The following is a 19,862-nucleotide window of genomic DNA, read 5'->3' as shown; positions in this document are numbered from 1 at the left end:
AAGAAACCATTCTATCGGTCATCACTTATCTTGTGAACTTGTGCCCCGTTTTTACTAAACTGAGTATATTGTTTACCCTTGAGACGAGAATCAACTACTAAAGATGATTTAGGTTAGAAAAGGAATGAGGGGAAAATAGATGAGGATCGATGCATTAAGAGCAAAACTAGCGGAAAAAAAATTATCCGGACTTGTAGTCACAGATAAAATGAATCGTCGCTATCTTTGCGGATTTACGGGGTCAAACGGCTTACTACTAGTTACTGAAAATAAATTAACTTTGTTTGTGGACGGTCGTTATACAGAACAAGCGTCTCAACAAACAACTGGTGTGGAAATTTGTGAGATCCCGATTGGAAGTCATTTGATCGAAGCAATGCGACCATTTATTGCAGGAATGAAGGTAGGTTTTGAGGCGGAAACCATCTCCTATCAGACTTTTACTGAACTTCACTTTTTAATGAAGGAGGCCAATGGTCAGCTAATCGCCACCAAAAACATAGTGGAAAGTTTAAGAATGATCAAATCATCTGAAGAAATTTGTGCCCTCAGACAGGCGGCGCGTATTGCCGATCAAACATTAGAACGGATCATGCCAATGATTCGAGTAGGGATGACAGAACTAGACTTAGCGAATGAACTCGATTATCGTAGCAAGAAATTAGGTAGCGAAGGCCCAGCTTTTGAAACAATCGTCGCTTCTGGAGAGCGTACCGCGTTGCCTCATGCCCATGCTAGTCAGAAAAAACTTGAAGCGAATGAGCTGATCATGATTGACTTTGGAACGATCTACGACGGGTATTATTCGGATATCACACGGACGATAGGCTTTGGCGAAGTAAAACCCGAGATTCGAGAAACTTATGAGATCCTGTTGGCAGCTCAAAAATCAGCTGTTCAAAAGGTTTCTTTCAATAAAACGTTAGGAGAGATTGATCAAGTCGCAAGACAAGCACTGAGGAAAGAGGGACTTGAGGATCATTTTAGTCATAATTTGGGACATGGCATTGGTCTTTCTTGTCATGAATATCCGGCCCTAGCACCCGAAAATGAGTTACCAATTCAAGCCAATATGACGTTCACAATTGAGCCAGGAGTCTATTTCCCAAAAGAGAAATTCGGTATTCGCATCGAGGACGATGTATTAGTAAATGAGCTGGGGAATGCTGAACTTTTGACGGAATTCAGTAAGGAGTGGATAACCATTGATTGCAACCGATAAATTATTAATGCGTCTTTCTAATTTAGATGCACTGCCTGGTCAAGAGTCTCAAGTGCAAGAGGCGCTGATGACGATCATTGATTCGAATGGCTTCAAAGATTCATTTGGAAACCTCTATTTTGGAGATTTGACAACAAAAAAGAAAAAAATCGCACTCTATGCCCATATGGATGAAGTCGGTTTTTTTGTCCACCGAATCACAGAGGAAGGCTTTGTTTACTTCTATCCGATTGGTGGATGGTGGGGGCATGTCATTTTGGGGCAGCAAGTGCGAGCAACTTGTCGTAAAAACGGCTCTATCATAGAAGGTGTGGTGGGAACACTCCCAAAATCAACGCATACAATGTCGGAAGTAGTACCAATCAGTGAGATGTATATAGATTTTGGGGCCAAATCAAAACTTGAATTGGAAGCAGCTGGTTTGCAAGTGGGTGATATGATTTTGCCAAATACTCAAGCCAAGAAAAGTTTTAATCAGCAGAAGATTATTGGTAAAGCATTGGACAATCGTGTTGCCTGTACGATCATGGCTCAGATCAAAAATCAGATTAAAACGCAACATGTCGAAATCATTGGTGTGGGGACTGTTCAAGAAGAGGCTGGGACACGAGGATCGAAAGTTGCCGCGCAGCAAGTAGATGCCGATATCAATATCGTTATTGATGTAGCCAATGGGAAAGATACGCCAAAAGCTGCGGACTATCCTAATCGTATTCAAGGCAAAGGTCCAGGTCTTGTTCTGGCCGATAAAACCGCATTAGGAAATATAAAGCTGTTGGATTACTGCAAGGAAGTTGCTGAAAGCAATCAAATTCCTTGGCAATATGATTTGTTAGCCGGAGGTGGAACGGATGCTGGCTCGGTTCAGTTAGAGGCCGGTAAACCAACCCTAGTCTTTTGCGTGCCGGTTCGCTATTGCCATTCGTGGCATTCCATCGTGGACATCAATGACGTTGAAGCGACGATCGAGTTGATTTCTGCAGTTATTCGTTCATTGGATGAAGGAGGGATCGATCTTGAGTAACTTTAAAGAACAGCGCTCTCGCTACGGCACGTATTCGACCCAGTGGGATTATGTCCAAGATCGTTTCGGAGAAAAAGGGCTATTACCCTTCTCAATCTCAGATATGGATTTTATGATCCCTGAAGGAACCAAAGAAGTATTGGCTAAAGCTGTGACTAGAGGTTTTTTTGGTTATACTCGCTGGAATCATCTTGATTATAAGCAGAGCATCAGCCATTGGTTTTTGCAAGAATTTGATTGTACGATTGATCCAAACTGGTGTGTCTACTCGCCAAGTGTCATTTATAGCTTATCTCTTTGCATCCAACTATTAAGTCGAAAAGGAGACAAAGTAGTAACATTTACTCCATGCTATGATGCTTTTTATCATTGTATCGCCGGTAACGAACGGGAGTTGATTCCATTTTCCTTAACCAAAGATAAGGAACGATTTACAGTTGATTTTGATGCTTTAGCCAACGTATTTGCCATCGAAAAACCAGCGATTTTTCTGCTATGCAATCCGCACAATCCAACTGGCCGAGTCTTCACTGATCAAGAACTATCTACCTTGGTTTCACTATGCCAAATGCATAACGTCGCTATCTTGAGTGATGAGATCCATATGGATGTCCGCCGCCCAGGAGAAAAACATCGACCTATCTTAGAATTTATTGATTCGATTGAGGTTCCGGTTGTTTTGCTATCCTCCGCATCAAAGACGTTCAACACGCCGGGATTGGGCGGCTCTTATGCTATCTTTGTGGATGAAAAATTACGAGAAAGATTTTTGACGATATTGAAAGCAAGAGATGGTCTATCGTCGATTCCATATCCTGCGCTACTAGCGACAATGGACTGTTATCGGAATCAAAAGAAATGGGTCGTTGAACTCAATCAAACAATTGACGAGAACTTTTTCGAAGCAAAGAAGATACTGTCTGCTGATCCGCGGATTCATTTCACTATTCCAGAAGCAACCTACTTAGGCTGGATCAACATAAAAGATTTACCTTATAGCATGGATGAATTACAAAATGTTCTGGTGAAAAAAGAAAGAATCGCGATCATGAATGGTGAGGTTTATGGACCAGAGGGCAAGTCTTATTTGCGGTTTAATTTAGGTGCACCAAAAGAGAAAATCATTGCTGGGTTAGCAGGCCTCATGCAGGCCATTGACTCTTTGGATCAGAAACATCTGAATTAGTCAGAGCGTCATAGGATACTTGTGTATGAAAATTTGCTGATCAGAAAAACAGAAATCATTAAAGGCTCAAAAACTTTAACAAAAAGTTTTTGAGCCTTTTTTGTCGAAGAGATGTTCTTTTAACTTTCATTCCAACCCTTTAGAATTTCTAAAGATAAAAAACAATCCGTAAAAAAGATGATACCACTCTAGTTATTTATTTTAGCAGAAAAGGATTGCGATTATCGTTGATAGAACAAGGTTGCTGAATGTTCAAGTATAAAACAAACGAGGTCAGAAAGGAACATTATGCCAAAGTGTGACAGTGAAGTGACAAAAATGAAACGCCAAGCAATCGTCTATTATGCTATATTTTACACAATTAGGTCATCATTTATGAGAGGATAAATTATTCTTTAGACTATAAAAAATAAAAGTTCCGTAAAAACCAACCGGAAGTCCCATAGATTAACCAGCCACTCTTACGTAAGATGGAATGAGTGTATGACAAATGATAAGAAGAAAGGGTGAGACATCATCGAAAAAAAATATGGATTAACCACAGCAGAGGTAAAAGCACGGATTCAACGCGGAGAAGTCAACAAATCAAAGAAAGATAAGACGAATTCGTATCCGAAAATCATTTTTACAAATGTTTTTACTTTTTTTAATCTGATTAACAGCCTCCTCTTTTTCTTAGTGGCATTAACTGGTTCTTATCAGAATGGCTTATTCGTTTTTGTCGTTTTTAGTAATGTGATCATTAACATGTTTCAAGAAATCCGTTCGAAGCGGACCCTTGATAAACTGGCGCTGTTAAAAGTTGCCAAAGTCAATGTGTATCGTGATGGCAATTTAGAAACATTGCCGATCCATAAATTAGTCCTAGATGACATTCTGTTATTGAAGAATGGCGACCAAGTACCAGCAGATGCCAAAGTCATTGAAGGCTCATTGGAAGTGAATGAATCGCTATTGACAGGAGAAATGGATAGCATCAGTAAAGAACCCGATGCTGAACTGTTTTCAGGCAGCTTTGTCACAGCCGGTGAGGCACTTTGCCAAGTCATCCACGTCGGCGAAGAAAATTATATTGAAAAAATCAATAAGGAAGCGAAAACGATCAAGCGACAAAAATACTTGATTCAAGGAAGTCTGAACAAAGTCATTCGCTGGATCAGTATGATTCTGATTCCATTGTGTACGTTGTTATTCCTGAAACAATATTTTATTACGCATGCCTCTTTCAACAAAGCCATTTTGCGAACTGTCGCCGCAGCTGTAGGAATGTTTCCGGAAGGATTATTTTTACTAACGAGTGTGACCTTAACCATCAGTGCCGTCTATCTGGCACGAAAAAAAGTCTTGGTGCAAGAGCTTAACTGTATCGATGCGTTAGCACGAGTGGATGTTCTTTGCTTAGATAAAACGGGAACGATCACAGAAGGACAAATGACAGTAGAGAAAGTGATCCCTTTTACCTCCGAAGAAGAAATGGCAGAGATCACGCAAAATCTACTGGCACATTTACCGGACAAGAACCCAACGGCCATGGCATTAAGAGACTTCTTTCCAGAGAAGGAAACGTATGTGATGCAGCATGTCGTGCCTTTTTCTTCGGAACGAAAATTCAGCTGTGTTTCTTTTGAAGGGAAAGGGACCTACTTTATTGGTGCGGCCTCTATTCTTTTATCAAAAGAGCATGCCCCTGTTTTAAAACAAGAACGAGCGCTGGCTGAACAAGGGTATCGGGTCATTGTATTGGCACATAGCCCTCAGACTTGCGAAAATCATGAGTTGCCTGCAACGATTGAACCTTTAGGATTTTTCTTATTATCGGATACGGTCCGATCAGATGCCAAAGCTACTCTAGAGTATTTCAGATCCCAAGCCATTCAGTGCAAGATCATTTCTGGAGATGATCCGGTCACGGTTAGTCAAATCGCCAAAAAAGTCAATCTTCCCGGAGCGTCTGATTATATCGATGTTTCGACGCTTACCTCCGAAGAACTGAAAGAGGCAGTCGGCAACTATCAGATTTTTGGTAGAGTAACTCCACAGCAAAAAAAAGAAATGGTCATTTATTTAAAAGAAATGAATCATACGGTTGCTATGACAGGAGATGGGGTCAACGATGTCCTAGCTCTTAAAGAAGCCGATTGTTCTATCGCGATGGCATCAGGAGTCGATGCAGCCAGACAAGTGGCAAATTTAGTTCTGTTGGAAAACCAGTTTTCGGCGCTGCCTTCGGTATTGGATGAAGGGAGAAGAGTCATCAATAATATTACCCGCTCAGGGTCGCTCGTTTTAGTTCAAGTGCTTTTCTCCATCTTGATCACTATGGGAACACTGTTATCGGGGACCGCTTATCCTTTTGAACCGATCCAACTTACGATCATCAATGCTTGTTTTGTAGGCATTCCTACCTTTTTGTTGAATTTCGAACCGGATTTCAATCGGATCAAAGGCGCCTTTTTGTCTACTATTTTCAAAAATGCCTTTCCGGCTTCGCTGTCGATCGCAATTGGAACATTACTTATTATTAATATCGGGCACTTGTTTGGCAGCAGTGGTCAAGCTTTATCGATCATGTGTGTGATTTTTACTGCATGGAATTACATTTTGATCCAGCGGAAAATTTATCCGCCAAACAGCAAGTACCGGACATTTGTCTTCTTTGGCACACAGCTCCTCTACTTTATCGCATTGATTGTCGGTAGAGATCTATTTAATCTCGGCAATACGACCTATATCAATTTGATTTTGTTGGTTGCATTACTCAACTATTCCGTCTTTATCCAACGATTAGCGAGTAAACTGGTCCATCGCGTTTTTCGGCGCTATGCTAAAAAAGGTGCCCTTCAAAAATCCTAACTTGAAAACAGCGCTAGTGAAGGCGCTGAGATGGAGTAGGTCGAAGAACAATTGTGAATGGCTTGGTTGAATGTATAAAGAATCTCATCAATGAAGGAAGCTGGGACTACAGCTCTCTTTTTACTATCTTCCCTTAACGAAGCTCCCTTAATCCAAAGAGATACCTGTCTTGATCAACGAGACAGGTATCTTTTGTCATGCAATCGCTTCTTTGGATGAAATTACTGAGAATCTCTCAGGTTAAAGGTATTGTTTGAAAATAATTACAGAGAGCTTATATTTTGATGTAGTAAATATTTTATAAAAAATCATTTTAATAGTAAAATAAATCTATTACATGAAAAGTGAGGGGTTATATGAAAAAAAGTATCTTGTTTTGTGTTTTATTTTGTGGGTTGTTTGGGAGTACAGTCGTATATGGGGAACAGGAATCTACCGCAGAAGTGACACAGTCAGAAAGTCAAAAAGAAGTGACGAAAGCGTTTGTTGGCAGAGGAGACATTGAAAAAGAACGAATTCGGCAACGAAGAGTTTTCCGATATTCCAATTTAGAAGCTAGCGGATTATATGCAGAAAAAGGGGATCATTTAACGGTTGTAGTGAAGGATCAAGATGCTTTAGAACTTGTCATCGGAACGCCAGAACGAAATACGCAAAAAAAATATCCGCTACTACAAGGAACGAATGAAATAAATGTTGAAACGGAAGGCGCCATTTATGTGGTAAACCCCAATGAAGATGGCAGTGCATTGGTGACGATTAAAGGGGCAACAGGTCAGATGCCTTTTTTTGATTTAAACACAACTAGTGTGGAAGACTTTCAAACACAAATGGCTGCAGCAGAAAATGCAAAAGATGTACAATTGATAAGCAACAAAGCAATTGTTACAGTCAGCTACCGACAAGCCCAAAAAAATATTACTGATCCGAAAGAATTGATGGAATATTATGACAAATTCTTAGTGGCACAAGATCGGGTGTCGGGAATCAGTAGTGACGGTCGTCCAGAAAATAGAGTCGATCGCCATTTCCAACACTTCATCGAAGTATCAAGAAAGTATATGTTCTCTACTCAAGAATATATGGGATTTAACGGCGATGGTGCGCTTGCCAGACTTTTGAAAACGAATAATGGTTGGGGTGTTTGGCATGAAAGTGGCCATCAAAGACAACAAGATGCTTGGAGATGGGATTCCGTCATAGAGTCTTCAGTAAACATTTATTCCATGGCTGCTCAAAAAGAGACATCGGGTAAGATAACCGCTTTGGACAGTTACTATCCACAAATGCACACCTATTTAACTTCAGAGAATAAGGATTTCGAAAAACAGAACAATGACTTGAAAATGGTCATGTTTGGCCAACTGGCCAATACGTTTGGTGAAAACTTCTATCCGGTTCTGCATCAGTATTATCGGGAAAATAATTTGTCATATAGTACCGATGCGGAGCGTATTCAAAATTTTGTCATCAATGTGTCTAAGGTCACTGGATATAATATGGTTCCGTATTTTGAAGAATGGGGATTTGCCATTACTGAACCTACAAGATCACAGACCGATCAACTTCTCGATCTTCCTGAAAAGATTTGGTTGAATGATAATCAGTCTACTAAAAAATTACCGATGCGGATGATTGACAAAGTGACCCTTTCTGATACTGGAATCAAGGTTGATTTAACGGATTTTGACACGAATGTTTTTCAAGATCAAACATTAGTTGTTATCAAAAATGATCAAGAGATTTCCAAATTGATCAATAAACAATCGGATAGCACCTTGAATGACAACACGTGGCAAATTACGACACCAATCAATTCAACAGATAAAATTCGAATTGAGTTAAGAAATACAGATGGTGTTTTTCACCTGTATAATCGTTCGCTTGGTGTAGAACAGTTGCGGAACACTATTTTAGGGTACTTGGATTCGAAAGAACCTCTTGACGAAATACTCACTCAAGAGATCTTAGATGGCATTAGAACCGACATAGCTACTCTTGCGGATACAAATGAGCAACAAAAGCTTTTGTCCTCTTTAGAAAAACTAGAAAACAACTATTTATCTTCCCTTGTCAAAGATCTGTCCCTTGATGAATCAGGAAATCTGCTAGTGACATTTACAAATTCCAAATTCAAAGAATACAAAAAAATTGTTATTCTTGGAAACGGCAAATATATTGCAGAAGTAGCAACTGGCAAACCTTACTATAGCAGTTTATCTGATAAAACGTTGAAAGTTTCTGATCAAAAAAATCAAGCGGATTTTTCGGTTCAATTTCGGCTTCCCCACAAAACCTACACAGTAGCTGGGATCACTTCAGCAGAGATTACGCTGAAAAAAGAGATCAACGCGTTGTTTATAACTGATCATCAGTTGAATGACAATGTCACACAAGAAAAATTAGATGATTTACGAAGCAGAATTTCTAGTGTCTCTGCAGAGTTTAAAAAGTCTCTAACAGATCGTATCAATAAAGCACAACAATTGTTTTTCGAATCCATGATTTCTAGTTTGGATTTCAAAAATAGTAAAGTCACTGTTTCTTTCTCAAACGACTTATATAAGGATTACAAAATTGTGGTTTTAGAAAACAAGAAGTACATGGCAGAAGTAACGAACGGCAAAGCCTACTATGGACAATTGAATGGACTTGTTTTCACTACCTCTAAGAAAGCTACTTCTGGTGTTTCCTACGTAGTAGAAGTTAGACATGCTAGTGGGAATTATCGCATGAGAGAGAACACATTTAACTAATCCTTGAATCCAAAAATCCTCAGGCGACGTTTTGTCAGTTGAATTTTGTTTTATGCACAAAAACTAATTCAACGCAGGACTTTTATTGAGGCATCGTTAGGAGACGGACAAAGAAAAGATAGGTCAAAAGCTACCATGAAAATATGGTAGCTTTTTTTATGTGTCAAGGAACCTTTACAACTTCTTCGAGGTATGATAACTTATATGTAAAGGAAACTTGACAGAGGTGAGAAGATGCCAGTTATCAATCGTTTAAGAAGTATTCGTGAAGGGCATGGCTTGTCCCAAGGGGAATTAGCAGCGATTTTGGGTGTTTCCCGGCAAACGGTCAATGCTATTGAGACCAATAAATATAACCCTTCGCTAGAATTGGCATTGCGGATTGCTCATTATTTTGAAATGTCAGTTGAAGAACTGTTTAAATTGACTGGAGGCACAAACGAATGAAAAACAAGTGGGCAAGTATTTGCGAGAAAGTATTACATGTTCTGTGGGTGGCAGCAAATCTGATTTTCTTTACGTGGGTAGGTTATTGGTTTGTTGGGGTCTTATTTATTCTTGGTTTTTATCTGATTTATGGCCTGCTTTTTCGATCGGTGAGTAGAATGGAAAAAGAGTCTTATGATGAACGGCAAGATCAGTTGAAAAGCAATAGCTATAAGTGGGGATTGAAAGTTGGATTTATATTATTATTTACTATGCCCGGTTTTTTCAGTAATCCTAGTGATTTTGCGTTTTTCCTCATGGGAATCGTTGGAAGCGTGATAGTGGGCTATCAAATGCTGAGTGGCAGTTTTTTTGGTCACAATGCGAGTAAAGTAGAAATTTATACTGCATTGATTGTCTCCACATTTATCGGTGCAGGTGGAACATTTCTTTACTGTCGAGACATGGTCATTGGTTCACAGAAGTTAGTTGCCGAGGGAAGAATCACCATTGATTCCGGGTTTTGGCTTGTCTTAGCCAGCTTAGTGATTAGCCTAACGGGCTGGGGCTATTTGTTGAGAGAGCACAGAGTAAACGTGACAACGGAATGAATAATCCATTAAGTATAGTCGCTATCGCAGAGAAAAGCAGACCGACACCTTCTTGTTAGGAGGTGCTGGTCTGTTTTTTTCATTTCATCTTTAAAAAGCGTAATATGAACGGGAAGTGCGGTATTTTTTGGGGGTAACATTGGTATGTCTCTTAAAGCATTCAGTAAAATGACTTTGATTGGAAAAGGCGAGATCAGTTCCAATTTGCCCAATCGGTGAATCTGTAAAGAGTAATTGTTTTTTCGCCTCGTGAATTCTCCTCAGGAGTAAGAAGTCTTTGAAGCTGTAATGGACTTCCTGTTTAAAAAGCCTGCCTAAATATTTAGGATTCTTGGAAAGGGAACAAGCGACATCATTTAGTGTGATTTTTTCGTGTAAATGATTTTCAAGATAGTTGAGCATTTGCATAACAGTGGCAGAATAGTCTTGTTTAGGGAGGTGCTCAAGAATGGTAAAAAAGTCAGCAATCGCCTGCTTTAGATAGTGGGTTGCTGTTTCTGGCGAAACAATATGATCCACCAGCCTAAAGTGAAACTCTTGTTTTTTGAAGACCATTTGAACGGGATTTCCTTGCTCGATCTCGACTCTGGTTAGCAGAGTAATGATCGAAATAAATTGGGTTCGTAGTTGGGCAATACTAAGTTGAGAAAAATAATGCTTGTCTAAGAGTTCCAAAATTTTAAAGGCTCCTTGCCGGTTGTTGTCTTTGATATGGCAAAAAAGGATCAGTTCCACCCGGTAAAATTCTTCGATGCTTTCCGCTGTATTATAAGGACGCAACAATGCTTGTTCTTCTTGCGAGAAAAGATAGATGTTCAGACTTTGTTCTTTGACGATTTCTTTGGGAGAGGCTAATGAAACTAAGTGATAAATAAGCTCGATGAATTCATCAATCAACGAATTGAGATAAGGAAGATCAATATCTGTTTCAGGTAAAAAGTAAGGTCCAAATAGAATGAATGAATCATTTGGTTTTGTTTCCGCTGGATCGGAACTCTCGGAAAAATAAGCATAAATATAAGTTTCTTTTCGCCAAAAATAAAGTGTTCTATGATTTTTTGAGGGGAAGGGGAAAGCGAGATCCTTTAGCGTAGCAACCTCATCTATGGAATAGCGCTTAACCGGAATACCTAGTGATAAAGAAACTTTTTTTAAATGATCGAATGTGCTGTTCAGATTCATCATGTATCCTTTCTAATAAAAAAATCACATTTCTGATATAAAGTTACCTGATTTATGCCTATAATTCAAATCAATAAAGCGCTTTATTAATTTAAATCATACTATTGATGGAGGAAACTATGAACAAGTTCGAGAAGTTTTTAACAGATAAATTATTACCGCTCTCAGAGAAGATGCAGAATAATCTTGTTTTAGGCGCTTTATCTGAAGGGTTCATCAGAACCAGCCCAGCCACGATTGGCTCAGCATTTATTTTGATTGTCGCAAATTTTCCGATTCCAGCATGGCTTGAGTTACTGCAAAAAACGAATTTAGCTTCGTCTTTAGGTGCAGTGGGGAATGCGTCAATCGGGATCATGGGCATGCTAGCGGTCTACAACATTGCGTATGCCTATGGAAAAAGACTGCATACAAACGCTCAAAACTCTGGTTTGATCGCATTAGCCTCTTACTTTATTTTGATTCCTCAACAAATCGTGACCCACGTAGAACAAAATGGTAAATGGGTAGAGTCAGCTGTTAATGCAGTGAGTTTTGATTATTTAGGCGGACAAGGAATCTTCATCGGTATGCTAGTTGCTTTATTGATCACTAAGCTTTATTCAATTTTAGCGGCCAGAAAATTCACAATCAAATTACCAGATTCAGTTCCGCCGATGGTTTCAGAATCATTAGCGCCGACTTTTATCGTGACGATTATTTTTCTGATCGTGTGTGGCATACGAATCGCCTTCTCATTTACACCGTTTAATGATATTTTCAGTTTTATCACTGAAATGATCAGTGCACCATTGAATAATCTGATGGCCAATCCGTTGACGATGATTTTCATTCAAGTGCTGCTTTGCTTTTTATGGTTCTTTGGTATCCACAATGCTGTTTTGTCGGGGCCATTGTCTGCAGTGACATTGACGATGATCACGGCAAATATTGATGCATTCACTTCAGGAAAAACGTTACCTTTTGCCATTGCCTATATGGTTTACGGTGTTTGTGGAGCTGCAGGAAATACTATGGGATTGATTATTAATTTGATGTTTGCGAAATCCAAACGATACAAAGAAATGTTTAAATTAGGGGCTCTTCCAACCGTCTTCAATATCACCGAACCTTTGGTGTTTGGTTTGCCGATCATTATGAATCCAATGTACTTTTTCCCAATGATTTTAAGTCCGCTAGTTTCCGGCCTTGTTTCTTGGGGATTAATGACTACGGTACTCCCAATCACTTATAATCCGACGGTTGAAAATATTCCGTGGACAACGCCTGGTTTTGTGAAATTCGCTTTGTCAGGAGGCTGGCAGTTTTTCTTGATGTACATTATTACCACAGCAATCGTGACATTGATTTGGTACCCGTTTGTACGAGTAGCAGATAAGAAAGAATTGGAAATTGAAAGAAATCAAACGAAACAGGATGTGTCTGTATGACGATTATTGTAACACACGATGCGTATCAAACGATTGCTGGGATTCAACAGCTACCGCCAAGTATCACAGAATTATGTGGATGTAAAAATGAAAAAATTGCCTTTCAAGTATATCTGGAAGGGATGAAAGGAATTTTGACTGCGGCTCGTGAAAAAATTTTTGTTCCTGAGTTGGAACAACCTCTTTACCGGGTAGAGATAAGCAGCGACTGTCCAGAGGTTGTTGGTGAAGCCTTTATTGAAGGCTATATCCCTGATGATGATAATCGGCTGGTGGCTGATCGGGTGAGTCGCGAGACCTATACTACTTTTTCCCAATATCAACCGGGAGTGATTTTTGCCGAGTATGCCATCCCGAAAAATTTCTCCAAAAATCAGTTTACGGTCACTGTTATCGTGTATCACTCTTTGTTGTTTTCAGATGAAGAACTGATTTTTACACAAGAACTTTCCGTAAATGTTCTGGACTACACTCTGCCTGATCCTAAAGATTATACGATGTTTTTAGATATCTGGCAGCATTCTTCTAATGTGGCACGTCAATTTGGTGTGCCATTATGGAGCGATCGACATTTCCAATTGCTTGAAAATGTGATTGCTTCTCTAGCGGACTTGGGCCAAAAATCTATCATGATAGTGGCCAGTGACTGTCCTTGGTGCGGTTGGGGAACCGCGATCGGATCAAAGGACGGCTCGAACTTCTATGAGTATTCGATGATCGATGCCATTAAAGATACGGAGGGAAAGCTTACTTGCGATTTTCGGAATATGCAACGCTATATCGATCTTTGTAAGAACTATGCGATCAATGGCGAAATTGCGTTGTATGGATTATTAGGTGTCTGGAACAGGGATGGCTTTCCCCGAAACGAGATTACGGATTACTCAGAAAATATTTCTGTCCGCTATTTTGATGAGGCGGACCAAACCTTCAAGTATATGAAAACTGCGGAGGAATTGATTGCCTACTTTTCCTGTATCGTGACTTACTTTAAGGAAACACATCAATTTGAGCAATTGAAGATTGCTACGGATGAACCAGAAATCAAAGACGTCGAGTCTGTGAATGCTTTTAAAGTATTAATAAATGAATTCAAAGCTATTGCTCCAACGATAAAAATCAAAATGGCCATTGATCGTGAAATAGCCATTTCTCACTTTATTGATGATCTTGACACGATTACATTGTCTTTTCCTTGCATTACCAAGCATATTGCAATCAATAAGCAACAGACGGAGAAGCACTATCTATGGTATGTTTGCAATATTCCGGATAAACCAAATACATTAGTAAAAAATCAATTGGTAGAAGCCAGAGTTCTAGGGATACTCAACAGCTTGTTTGATTTCGATGGACTGACTAGATGGGCTTACTGTGCCTGGACAGCAAATCCGAGAGAAGATATCCGCTACGAGATCCATGGGTTTCCTACGGGAGATTTTAGTCTCGTTTATCCAGCTAAAAACGGTGAGATCGAACGCTCACTCCGAGTCATCCAATTAAAAAAAGGCATCATCGACTATGAATTACTCACTAGATTAAAACAGGTAACAGATGAATCAGACTTGACACTTTATTACAATCAAATCGCATTGAATCAAGATCCTCAGTCCTATATGATGGATAAACGACATACAAAACCTAATTTATACAGTACGAATTATGAGGACTATGAACAGTTAAGACAAGCAGTTATCAAAGAATTGATCGTTCATTCCTTGAGAGAAGCGGTGAAATGAGAGATCTTAGGACTAGTTGATCCTGAAAAGCTCTATTCAAAAAGATAATCGATACTAAAAAACGTTTTTTTGCCAATCATTTTTGGCTCTATACTAATGCTTTATTTGTATAAAGGAATACTAGGACAGTCAGTGAATAAGTGAAATTCTGCAATGAAGGAAGTGGCATAAATGGCTATTTTGGCTTTAGATTTTGGGGGATCAGCTATCAAATATGGTGTTTGGACGGAAGATGGAATGGCGCAAAAATCCTCCATTCCTTTGCCAGAAACATGGGAAAGGATGCTTCAAAAACTGGCTTCAATAAAAAAACAATTTGAAGAACAGTTTGAGATTGAAGGGATCGCTGTCAGTGTTCCGGGAGCAGTAGATCAAAAAAACGATCAAATCTTGGGCACTACAGCGATTTCTTATATCCATCAGCGTAAGTTTACGCAAGAGCTATCCCAACATTTTTCTGGATTGCCGGTTCACATGGAAAATGATGCAAATTGTGCGGCATTATCTGAGATTTGGCAAGGAGAAGCGAAAGAAACCAATAATAGTTTATTTCTGGTTTTTGGCACAGGCGTAGGTGGAGCGATTATTTCCAATCGAAGAATTCACATCGGGAAACATTTTTTCGGTGGCGAGTTTGGCTATATGTTTTTGAACGAAGAGAAGACGTTTAGTGAGTTGGCTAGTATTGTTTTATTGACGAAACGATATGAGCAAATGACTGGCAATTCTGTAGATGGTCCAACACTTTTTGCACTTGCTGAAAAAGGTGATCATCTAGCAGATGCGTTATTAACTGAGTTCTTTCGCTATGCTGCTAGAGGCATCTATAATTTGATAGTCAGTTTTGATCCCGATAAAATCATTCTTGGTGGCGCTATCTCAAAAAATCAACGCTTTGTCGAAGAGGTCAATAACGAAATCAAAAAATTAAAAGCACGTTCTGGCGCCACAGCCTTAATGAGTGAAGTCGCAGCTTCAAGGTTTGGCAATGAAGCAAATCTGATCGGAGCTGTCTATAATTATCTGCTGAATGAAGAACGGTAACAAACAACCCGAAGTAGGGAAATCTACTTCGGGTTGTTTGTTTGAACAAGGTTTAAAACTTCAAATGGACGAATTTGTCAAAATAATGAATACAATATTTATCGAAAAGCAATATAATACTTGTATTCATTCCCTGTATAATAGCACTCGGTGTACTCCTTGAAGTCATGCGTTGTATCTGAGGCAAAACGGCTTCTCTTTAAAACGGGGGTACCAGATTTGATCCGCAAATGATAGGCGACTTCTTGCATCGGCATGATGGCTTCGATGACTTCTTTGTCGTTGACAACAGTAATGCCCTGTTCTTTTTTCAGATAAGTATAAAATGAACCGTAGTAATCAAATGGATCTAAACTAAAGGACTCACTAAATTTAAAATAGGTTAGAAAGTAACCAATATTTTTTTTGTCCTGCCCCATAAGACGTTTTAGTACGATTATTTTCTCTCCAACTTCGACATCTAAATAGGTGGCGAGTTTTTTGTCAGCGTGAGTAATCAATACATTGACTTTTTTTGTTACAAAAGAATCACCAAACTCTTCGATTTGATCGGTCAGACTCTTGATCAATGTGAAACGATTATCCTCTAAAACACTATTCTTTTTAACGAAGGTCCCCTTGGAGCGTTCCCGCTGCAATAAATTTTCTTTGACTAGTTCATCAATAGCTTTTCGGATCGTAATACGGCTAACATGGAATATCTCGCAGAGCTGAAACTCGGTTGGGATTTTTTCCCCTTCACGCCATCTTCCCATTTGTACATTATTTCTCATTTCTTCTGCAATCTGTAAGTAATAAGGAATTCCGCTAGACATAATGAACCTCCATTTATTGTTATATACAATAGAACATAATCTGAAAAAAGCTGCTGCTTCAACCGTTAAAAATGTACAATAGACGCTATTGAAAACGCTTCTTTTAACGATTATACTATTGTCATAACTAAAATACAATATCGTGTTTCAAATGATCGGACAAACGGAATTTTTGCATAGGCAATCTCAAATTTATTGGAAAAATCGAGACTGCCAGAAGGAGGATCTTATTGGATCAGTTAGTTATTTGTTTAGATGTTGGGGGTACTTTTGTTAAAGGAACTGTATATAACAACAAGAATAAGCCATTACTCGAAGGGATAAATTATTATCCTGCCCATGCAAACAAAGGCAAAGAGGAGATATTGGAGAATTTTTTTCGGATTATGAGTGATTTGTATCAGCAAGTGGCTATCAATGAGAAAATAGTCCAAACACTAATGATCGCCTTTCCCGGTCCATTTGATTATGAGCAAGGTATTTGTCTTATTCAAGGGTTAAATAAATATGAGAGTTTGTATCAGACGAATATCAAACATGCTCTGAGACAAAGAATCAAGCATTCACAAGAGCTGCCCACTACAACTGACTTCAGTATTTCGATTTTTAACGATGGAACTGCATTTGCGTTTGGGGAGTATGCTTCACAGTCTTTTGCCCAAAAAAAGGGCATCTATATTGCGATAGGAACGGGGTGCGGATCAACGTTTATCAAAAATGGGGAGATGATTCGCGGAGCCTATGGGATTCCTAGATCAGGAATGATTTTTAACGAACCATATAAAGAAGGCGTTATTGATGATTATCTTTCAGCAAGAGGACTCGAACAAATGATTGAGCAGGTAATCGGTGAGAAATTAAGTCCCAAGACAATTTCAGATCGTGCCAAAAGGGGTGATCAAGCTGCATTGGCAATTTTTAATCAATTTGGTCAACGAGCGGCAGAAATATTGACGCCCTATGCCAGACTGTTTCACCCTGATGAGATCGTTTATGGGGGGCAGATCAGTAAAAGCTTTGAATTTATGGAGACAGGAATTCTGGCTGTCTTTACAAAGGAGAACATTCAGACAACGATCAGAGCAACAAAGGATACCTCGAAAGCAGTTATTCAGGGATTAAATACCCTAAAAATAAAGAAAGCAGGTTTATAGATGGCGACAAAATTTAAGATGTATTTGATTTCTCATTCCCATACGGATATCGGCTACACAGATCGACAAGAGAAAATTGAACGGTACCATGTAGACTTTATCAAACAAGCAATCAACATTTTTCAGTCGATCGAGTCAGGCATCCACAAAGAATGGGAAGGATTCAAATGGACTTGTGAGAATTATTGGCAAGTTGAAAATTTCATCAATCATGCGACGGAAGCAGAAATTGCAGAATTTAATCGATTGGTTTTGGCAGGAAAAATTGATGTTTCACTGAATTACTTGAATATGACCGAGTTGGCTGATGATACAGTCTACCGATCAAAATTGGCAGCAGGGAAAAGGTGGGCGCAGGAGCTTGGATTTACCGGTAAATCAGCCATGACGGCTGATGTGAATGGGTATAGTTGGGGCTATGCTTCTGCGCTTGTTGACAACGGGATCGATCACTTGTTTTCATGTGTCCACGGGCATCATGGGTTAGCACCATTAAGGAGGCAGCAGCGACCTTTCAAATGGCGAACGCCAGACGGTAAAGAGCTGCTAGTATGGAATGGTGGACATTACATGTTAGGCAATGAATTTTTGCTTATCCCAAATACACGTTTTACGTATCATTTAAAAGACGAGTTTGAGAACGATACAACTACCGATCAATTTCAAATCACGGAGCGACGCATTTTTAGATATGTGGCTTCGTTGAAAGAATATGGGTATGCGTATGATTATGTGCCAGTAATGATTTCGGGGGTTGTTTCTGATAATGCGCCCGCTAATGGGGCATTGATGGATACGATCCATCAATGGAATACGCGCCATGGCGAAGAAATCGAATTGGAAATGATAACGCTTACTGATTTCTTTGCGCTTGTTGAAAAAGAAACAGTGCCAGTGTATTCAGGTGACTGGAACGACTGGTGGGCCGATGGTGTGGGTTCAACGCCGGCTGCAACGAAGATTTACAAAGAAGCACAACGAAAATATCATTTGGCGAAAAAATTGGATCCCGATTCAACAAGAGGCATTGCATCAGAAGTGAAAACAGCTGAAGATAATTTGATCATGTATGCAGAACATACGTGGGGCTATTCTTCATCGATCTCTGAACCATGGAATACGCTGGTCAATGATTTAGAATATCGAAAAACCAGCTATGCCACGCTTGCGAATGTGGCTGCTTCGAAAAATCTCGATGAGATACTGGCAAGTTATGGGCAAGTATCCATCTATCCAAATCGGGAAAAGAAATACAAATTGCTCAATCCCCATGAGCAATCGGTTACAGATATGGCAACGGTTTTGATTGAGGAGTGGGAGCATGTTGATGGAACCTATATCACTGAAAAAAACATGTCTTTGATAACAGCTACAGATTGTGCAACAGGTGAAATCATCCCTTCGCAAACAGTCAGAACGGCACGAGCAATCGAAGTAAAAGTGTGGGTCACTTTGAATCCTAAAGAAGAGAAGACGATCAAGCTGTCAATTGGAAAACTGCCAGAAAAATTATATGATCTTTCTTTGTCACAAGGATCGGAAGGTGTAGTAGATATCGTACCATCTTCCAGCAAAGAAATCGCCACAGCCAATCGAATTGAAAACGACTTTATTCAACTAAGTATTGATTCAACTCAGGGAATCGATGAATTGGTATTTAAAAAAGCGAAATCTGCGATTTTACATCCAAAACGAACACAAGCTCCATTTTCAGGAGTTTATGAATATACCCCGATACGAACAAATCCAGTAGAAGAACGACGCGTGATGGGAAGAAATCGTAAAGGAAAATTTGCCAAGCGTTATACAGCAGAATTAACAGATGTTCAGATTTTGTCTGATGGTGACTTATTTACGAGTGTTCTCTTAGATTATCAGCTTGAAGGAACCAATATTTATGCTGTCTATCTAAAAATTTACAAAGTGGCTTCTAGAATCGATGCCACGATCCGTGTGCACAAAACCAGCGAATGGGCACCAGAAAATCTATACGTCGCACTGCCCTTCAGCTTATCCAATAGTGAATTGTTCGTAGATAAAATGGGTTGTTTGATTCGTCCGGGTATTGATCAACTTCCAGAAACAAATATGAATTTTTATCTTACTCAGAACGGCATGCTTTATCAGTCTGAAGAAGAGCGGCTTTTGATCAATTGCAATGATGCGCCGTTAGTGACATTTGGGGACTTAGCAGCAGATGAAATTACGTTGGCCAATGATCAGACTGCATGGAAAAACCAAGAAATTGCCTATTCTTGGATAATGAATAATTATTGGGAAACGAATTTTAAAGCAGACCTGGGCGGCTTTTATGAGTTCAATTATTCGATCCAATACAGTGAGGATATGCAGCAAGATAGTCAAACGCAATTTACGAATTTAGCACAAGGGATAATCGGTCTATCCATTTAATTCAACTA

At 39.4% G+C, this 19,862-nt stretch carries 14 protein-coding genes; 12 read left to right on the top strand and 2 right to left on the bottom strand.

The genetic code is table 11. The annotated features are described in order from the left end of the window. Positions 1-139: 139 nt before the first annotated feature. The 7 genes from EG2_RS05335 (at position 140) to EG2_RS05305 (ending at position 10,078) form a co-directional block, all read left to right on the top strand. Positions 140-1,222 (top strand): M24 family metallopeptidase, encoded by a 1,083-nt coding sequence (locus tag EG2_RS05335; RefSeq protein ID WP_060813836.1) that lies wholly within the window; start codon positions 140-142, stop codon positions 1,220-1,222. Continuing rightward, the gene (locus EG2_RS05330) at positions 1,206-2,246 is read left to right on the top strand and encodes a M42 family metallopeptidase (protein ID WP_060813835.1); all 1,041 of its coding nucleotides are present in this window, start codon (positions 1,206-1,208) and stop codon (positions 2,244-2,246) included. The genes EG2_RS05335 and EG2_RS05330 overlap by 17 nt, the downstream gene beginning before the upstream one ends. Further along, a complete protein-coding gene (locus EG2_RS05325) occupies positions 2,239-3,432 on the top strand; it encodes a MalY/PatB family protein (RefSeq protein WP_060813834.1) in 1,194 nt (397 codons plus the stop codon). The genes EG2_RS05330 and EG2_RS05325 overlap by 8 nt, the downstream gene beginning before the upstream one ends. A gap of 516 nt (positions 3,433-3,948) precedes the next feature. Then, positions 3,949-6,285, top strand: coding sequence for an HAD-IC family P-type ATPase (locus EG2_RS05320; RefSeq protein WP_374188598.1), 2,337 nt, complete (start codon positions 3,949-3,951; stop codon positions 6,283-6,285). A 356-nt stretch (positions 6,286-6,641) separates the two neighbouring features. Continuing rightward, positions 6,642-9,041: a M60 family metallopeptidase gene (locus EG2_RS18305; RefSeq protein ID WP_071870121.1), complete on the top strand. Its 2,400-nt coding sequence runs from the start codon at positions 6,642-6,644 to the stop codon at positions 9,039-9,041. Between the two features lie 234 nt (positions 9,042-9,275). Then, on the top strand, positions 9,276-9,488 hold the full coding sequence (locus EG2_RS05310; protein WP_060813832.1) for a helix-turn-helix transcriptional regulator: 213 nt from the start codon (positions 9,276-9,278) through the stop codon (positions 9,486-9,488). Then, a complete protein-coding gene (locus EG2_RS05305) occupies positions 9,485-10,078 on the top strand; it encodes a hypothetical protein (protein ID WP_060813831.1) in 594 nt (197 codons plus the stop codon). Before EG2_RS05310 ends, EG2_RS05305 begins: the two co-directional genes overlap by 4 nt. Before the next feature lie 90 nt (positions 10,079-10,168). Here the strand turns inward: EG2_RS05305 and EG2_RS05300 are convergent, their stop codons facing one another. Beyond that, a complete protein-coding gene (locus EG2_RS05300; protein WP_082709521.1) occupies positions 10,169-11,263 on the bottom strand; it encodes a helix-turn-helix transcriptional regulator in 1,095 nt (364 codons plus the stop codon). A gap of 116 nt (positions 11,264-11,379) precedes the next feature. Here EG2_RS05300 and EG2_RS05295 point away from each other — a divergent pair, with 116 nt between their 5' ends. From EG2_RS05295 to EG2_RS05285, 3 genes are all read left to right on the top strand, one after another. After that, a complete protein-coding gene (locus EG2_RS05295; RefSeq protein WP_060813829.1) occupies positions 11,380-12,690 on the top strand; it encodes a PTS sugar transporter subunit IIC in 1,311 nt (436 codons plus the stop codon). Next, on the top strand, positions 12,687-14,429 hold the full coding sequence (locus EG2_RS05290) for a DUF4091 domain-containing protein (RefSeq protein WP_060813828.1): 1,743 nt from the start codon (positions 12,687-12,689) through the stop codon (positions 14,427-14,429). The genes EG2_RS05295 and EG2_RS05290 overlap by 4 nt, the downstream gene beginning before the upstream one ends. 171 nt (positions 14,430-14,600) lie before the next feature. Beyond that, on the top strand, positions 14,601-15,473 hold the full coding sequence (locus EG2_RS05285) for an ROK family protein (protein WP_060813827.1): 873 nt from the start codon (positions 14,601-14,603) through the stop codon (positions 15,471-15,473). Positions 15,474-15,571: 98 nt separating this feature from the next. Here EG2_RS05285 and EG2_RS05280 read toward each other — a convergent pair whose 3' ends face one another. Next, positions 15,572-16,288, bottom strand: a complete 717-nt coding sequence (locus EG2_RS05280; protein ID WP_060813826.1) for a GntR family transcriptional regulator — start codon at positions 16,286-16,288, stop codon at positions 15,572-15,574. Positions 16,289-16,518: 230 nt separating this feature from the next. On the opposite strand from EG2_RS05280, the gene EG2_RS05275 reads away from it, so the two are divergent. Beyond that, positions 16,519-17,442: an ROK family protein gene (locus EG2_RS05275; RefSeq protein ID WP_060813825.1), complete on the top strand. Its 924-nt coding sequence runs from the start codon at positions 16,519-16,521 to the stop codon at positions 17,440-17,442. Next, on the top strand, positions 17,443-19,854 hold the full coding sequence (locus EG2_RS05270; protein WP_060813824.1) for a glycoside hydrolase family 38 N-terminal domain-containing protein: 2,412 nt from the start codon (positions 17,443-17,445) through the stop codon (positions 19,852-19,854). Positions 19,855-19,862 lie beyond the last annotated feature (8 nt).

Source organism: Enterococcus gallinarum NBRC 100675 (assembly GCF_001544275.1).
Taxonomy (GTDB): Bacteria; Bacillota; Bacilli; order Lactobacillales; family Enterococcaceae; genus Enterococcus_D; species Enterococcus_D gallinarum.
Note: the sequence above shows the minus strand (reverse complement) of the source record. Positions and strands in the feature narration are given on the sequence as shown.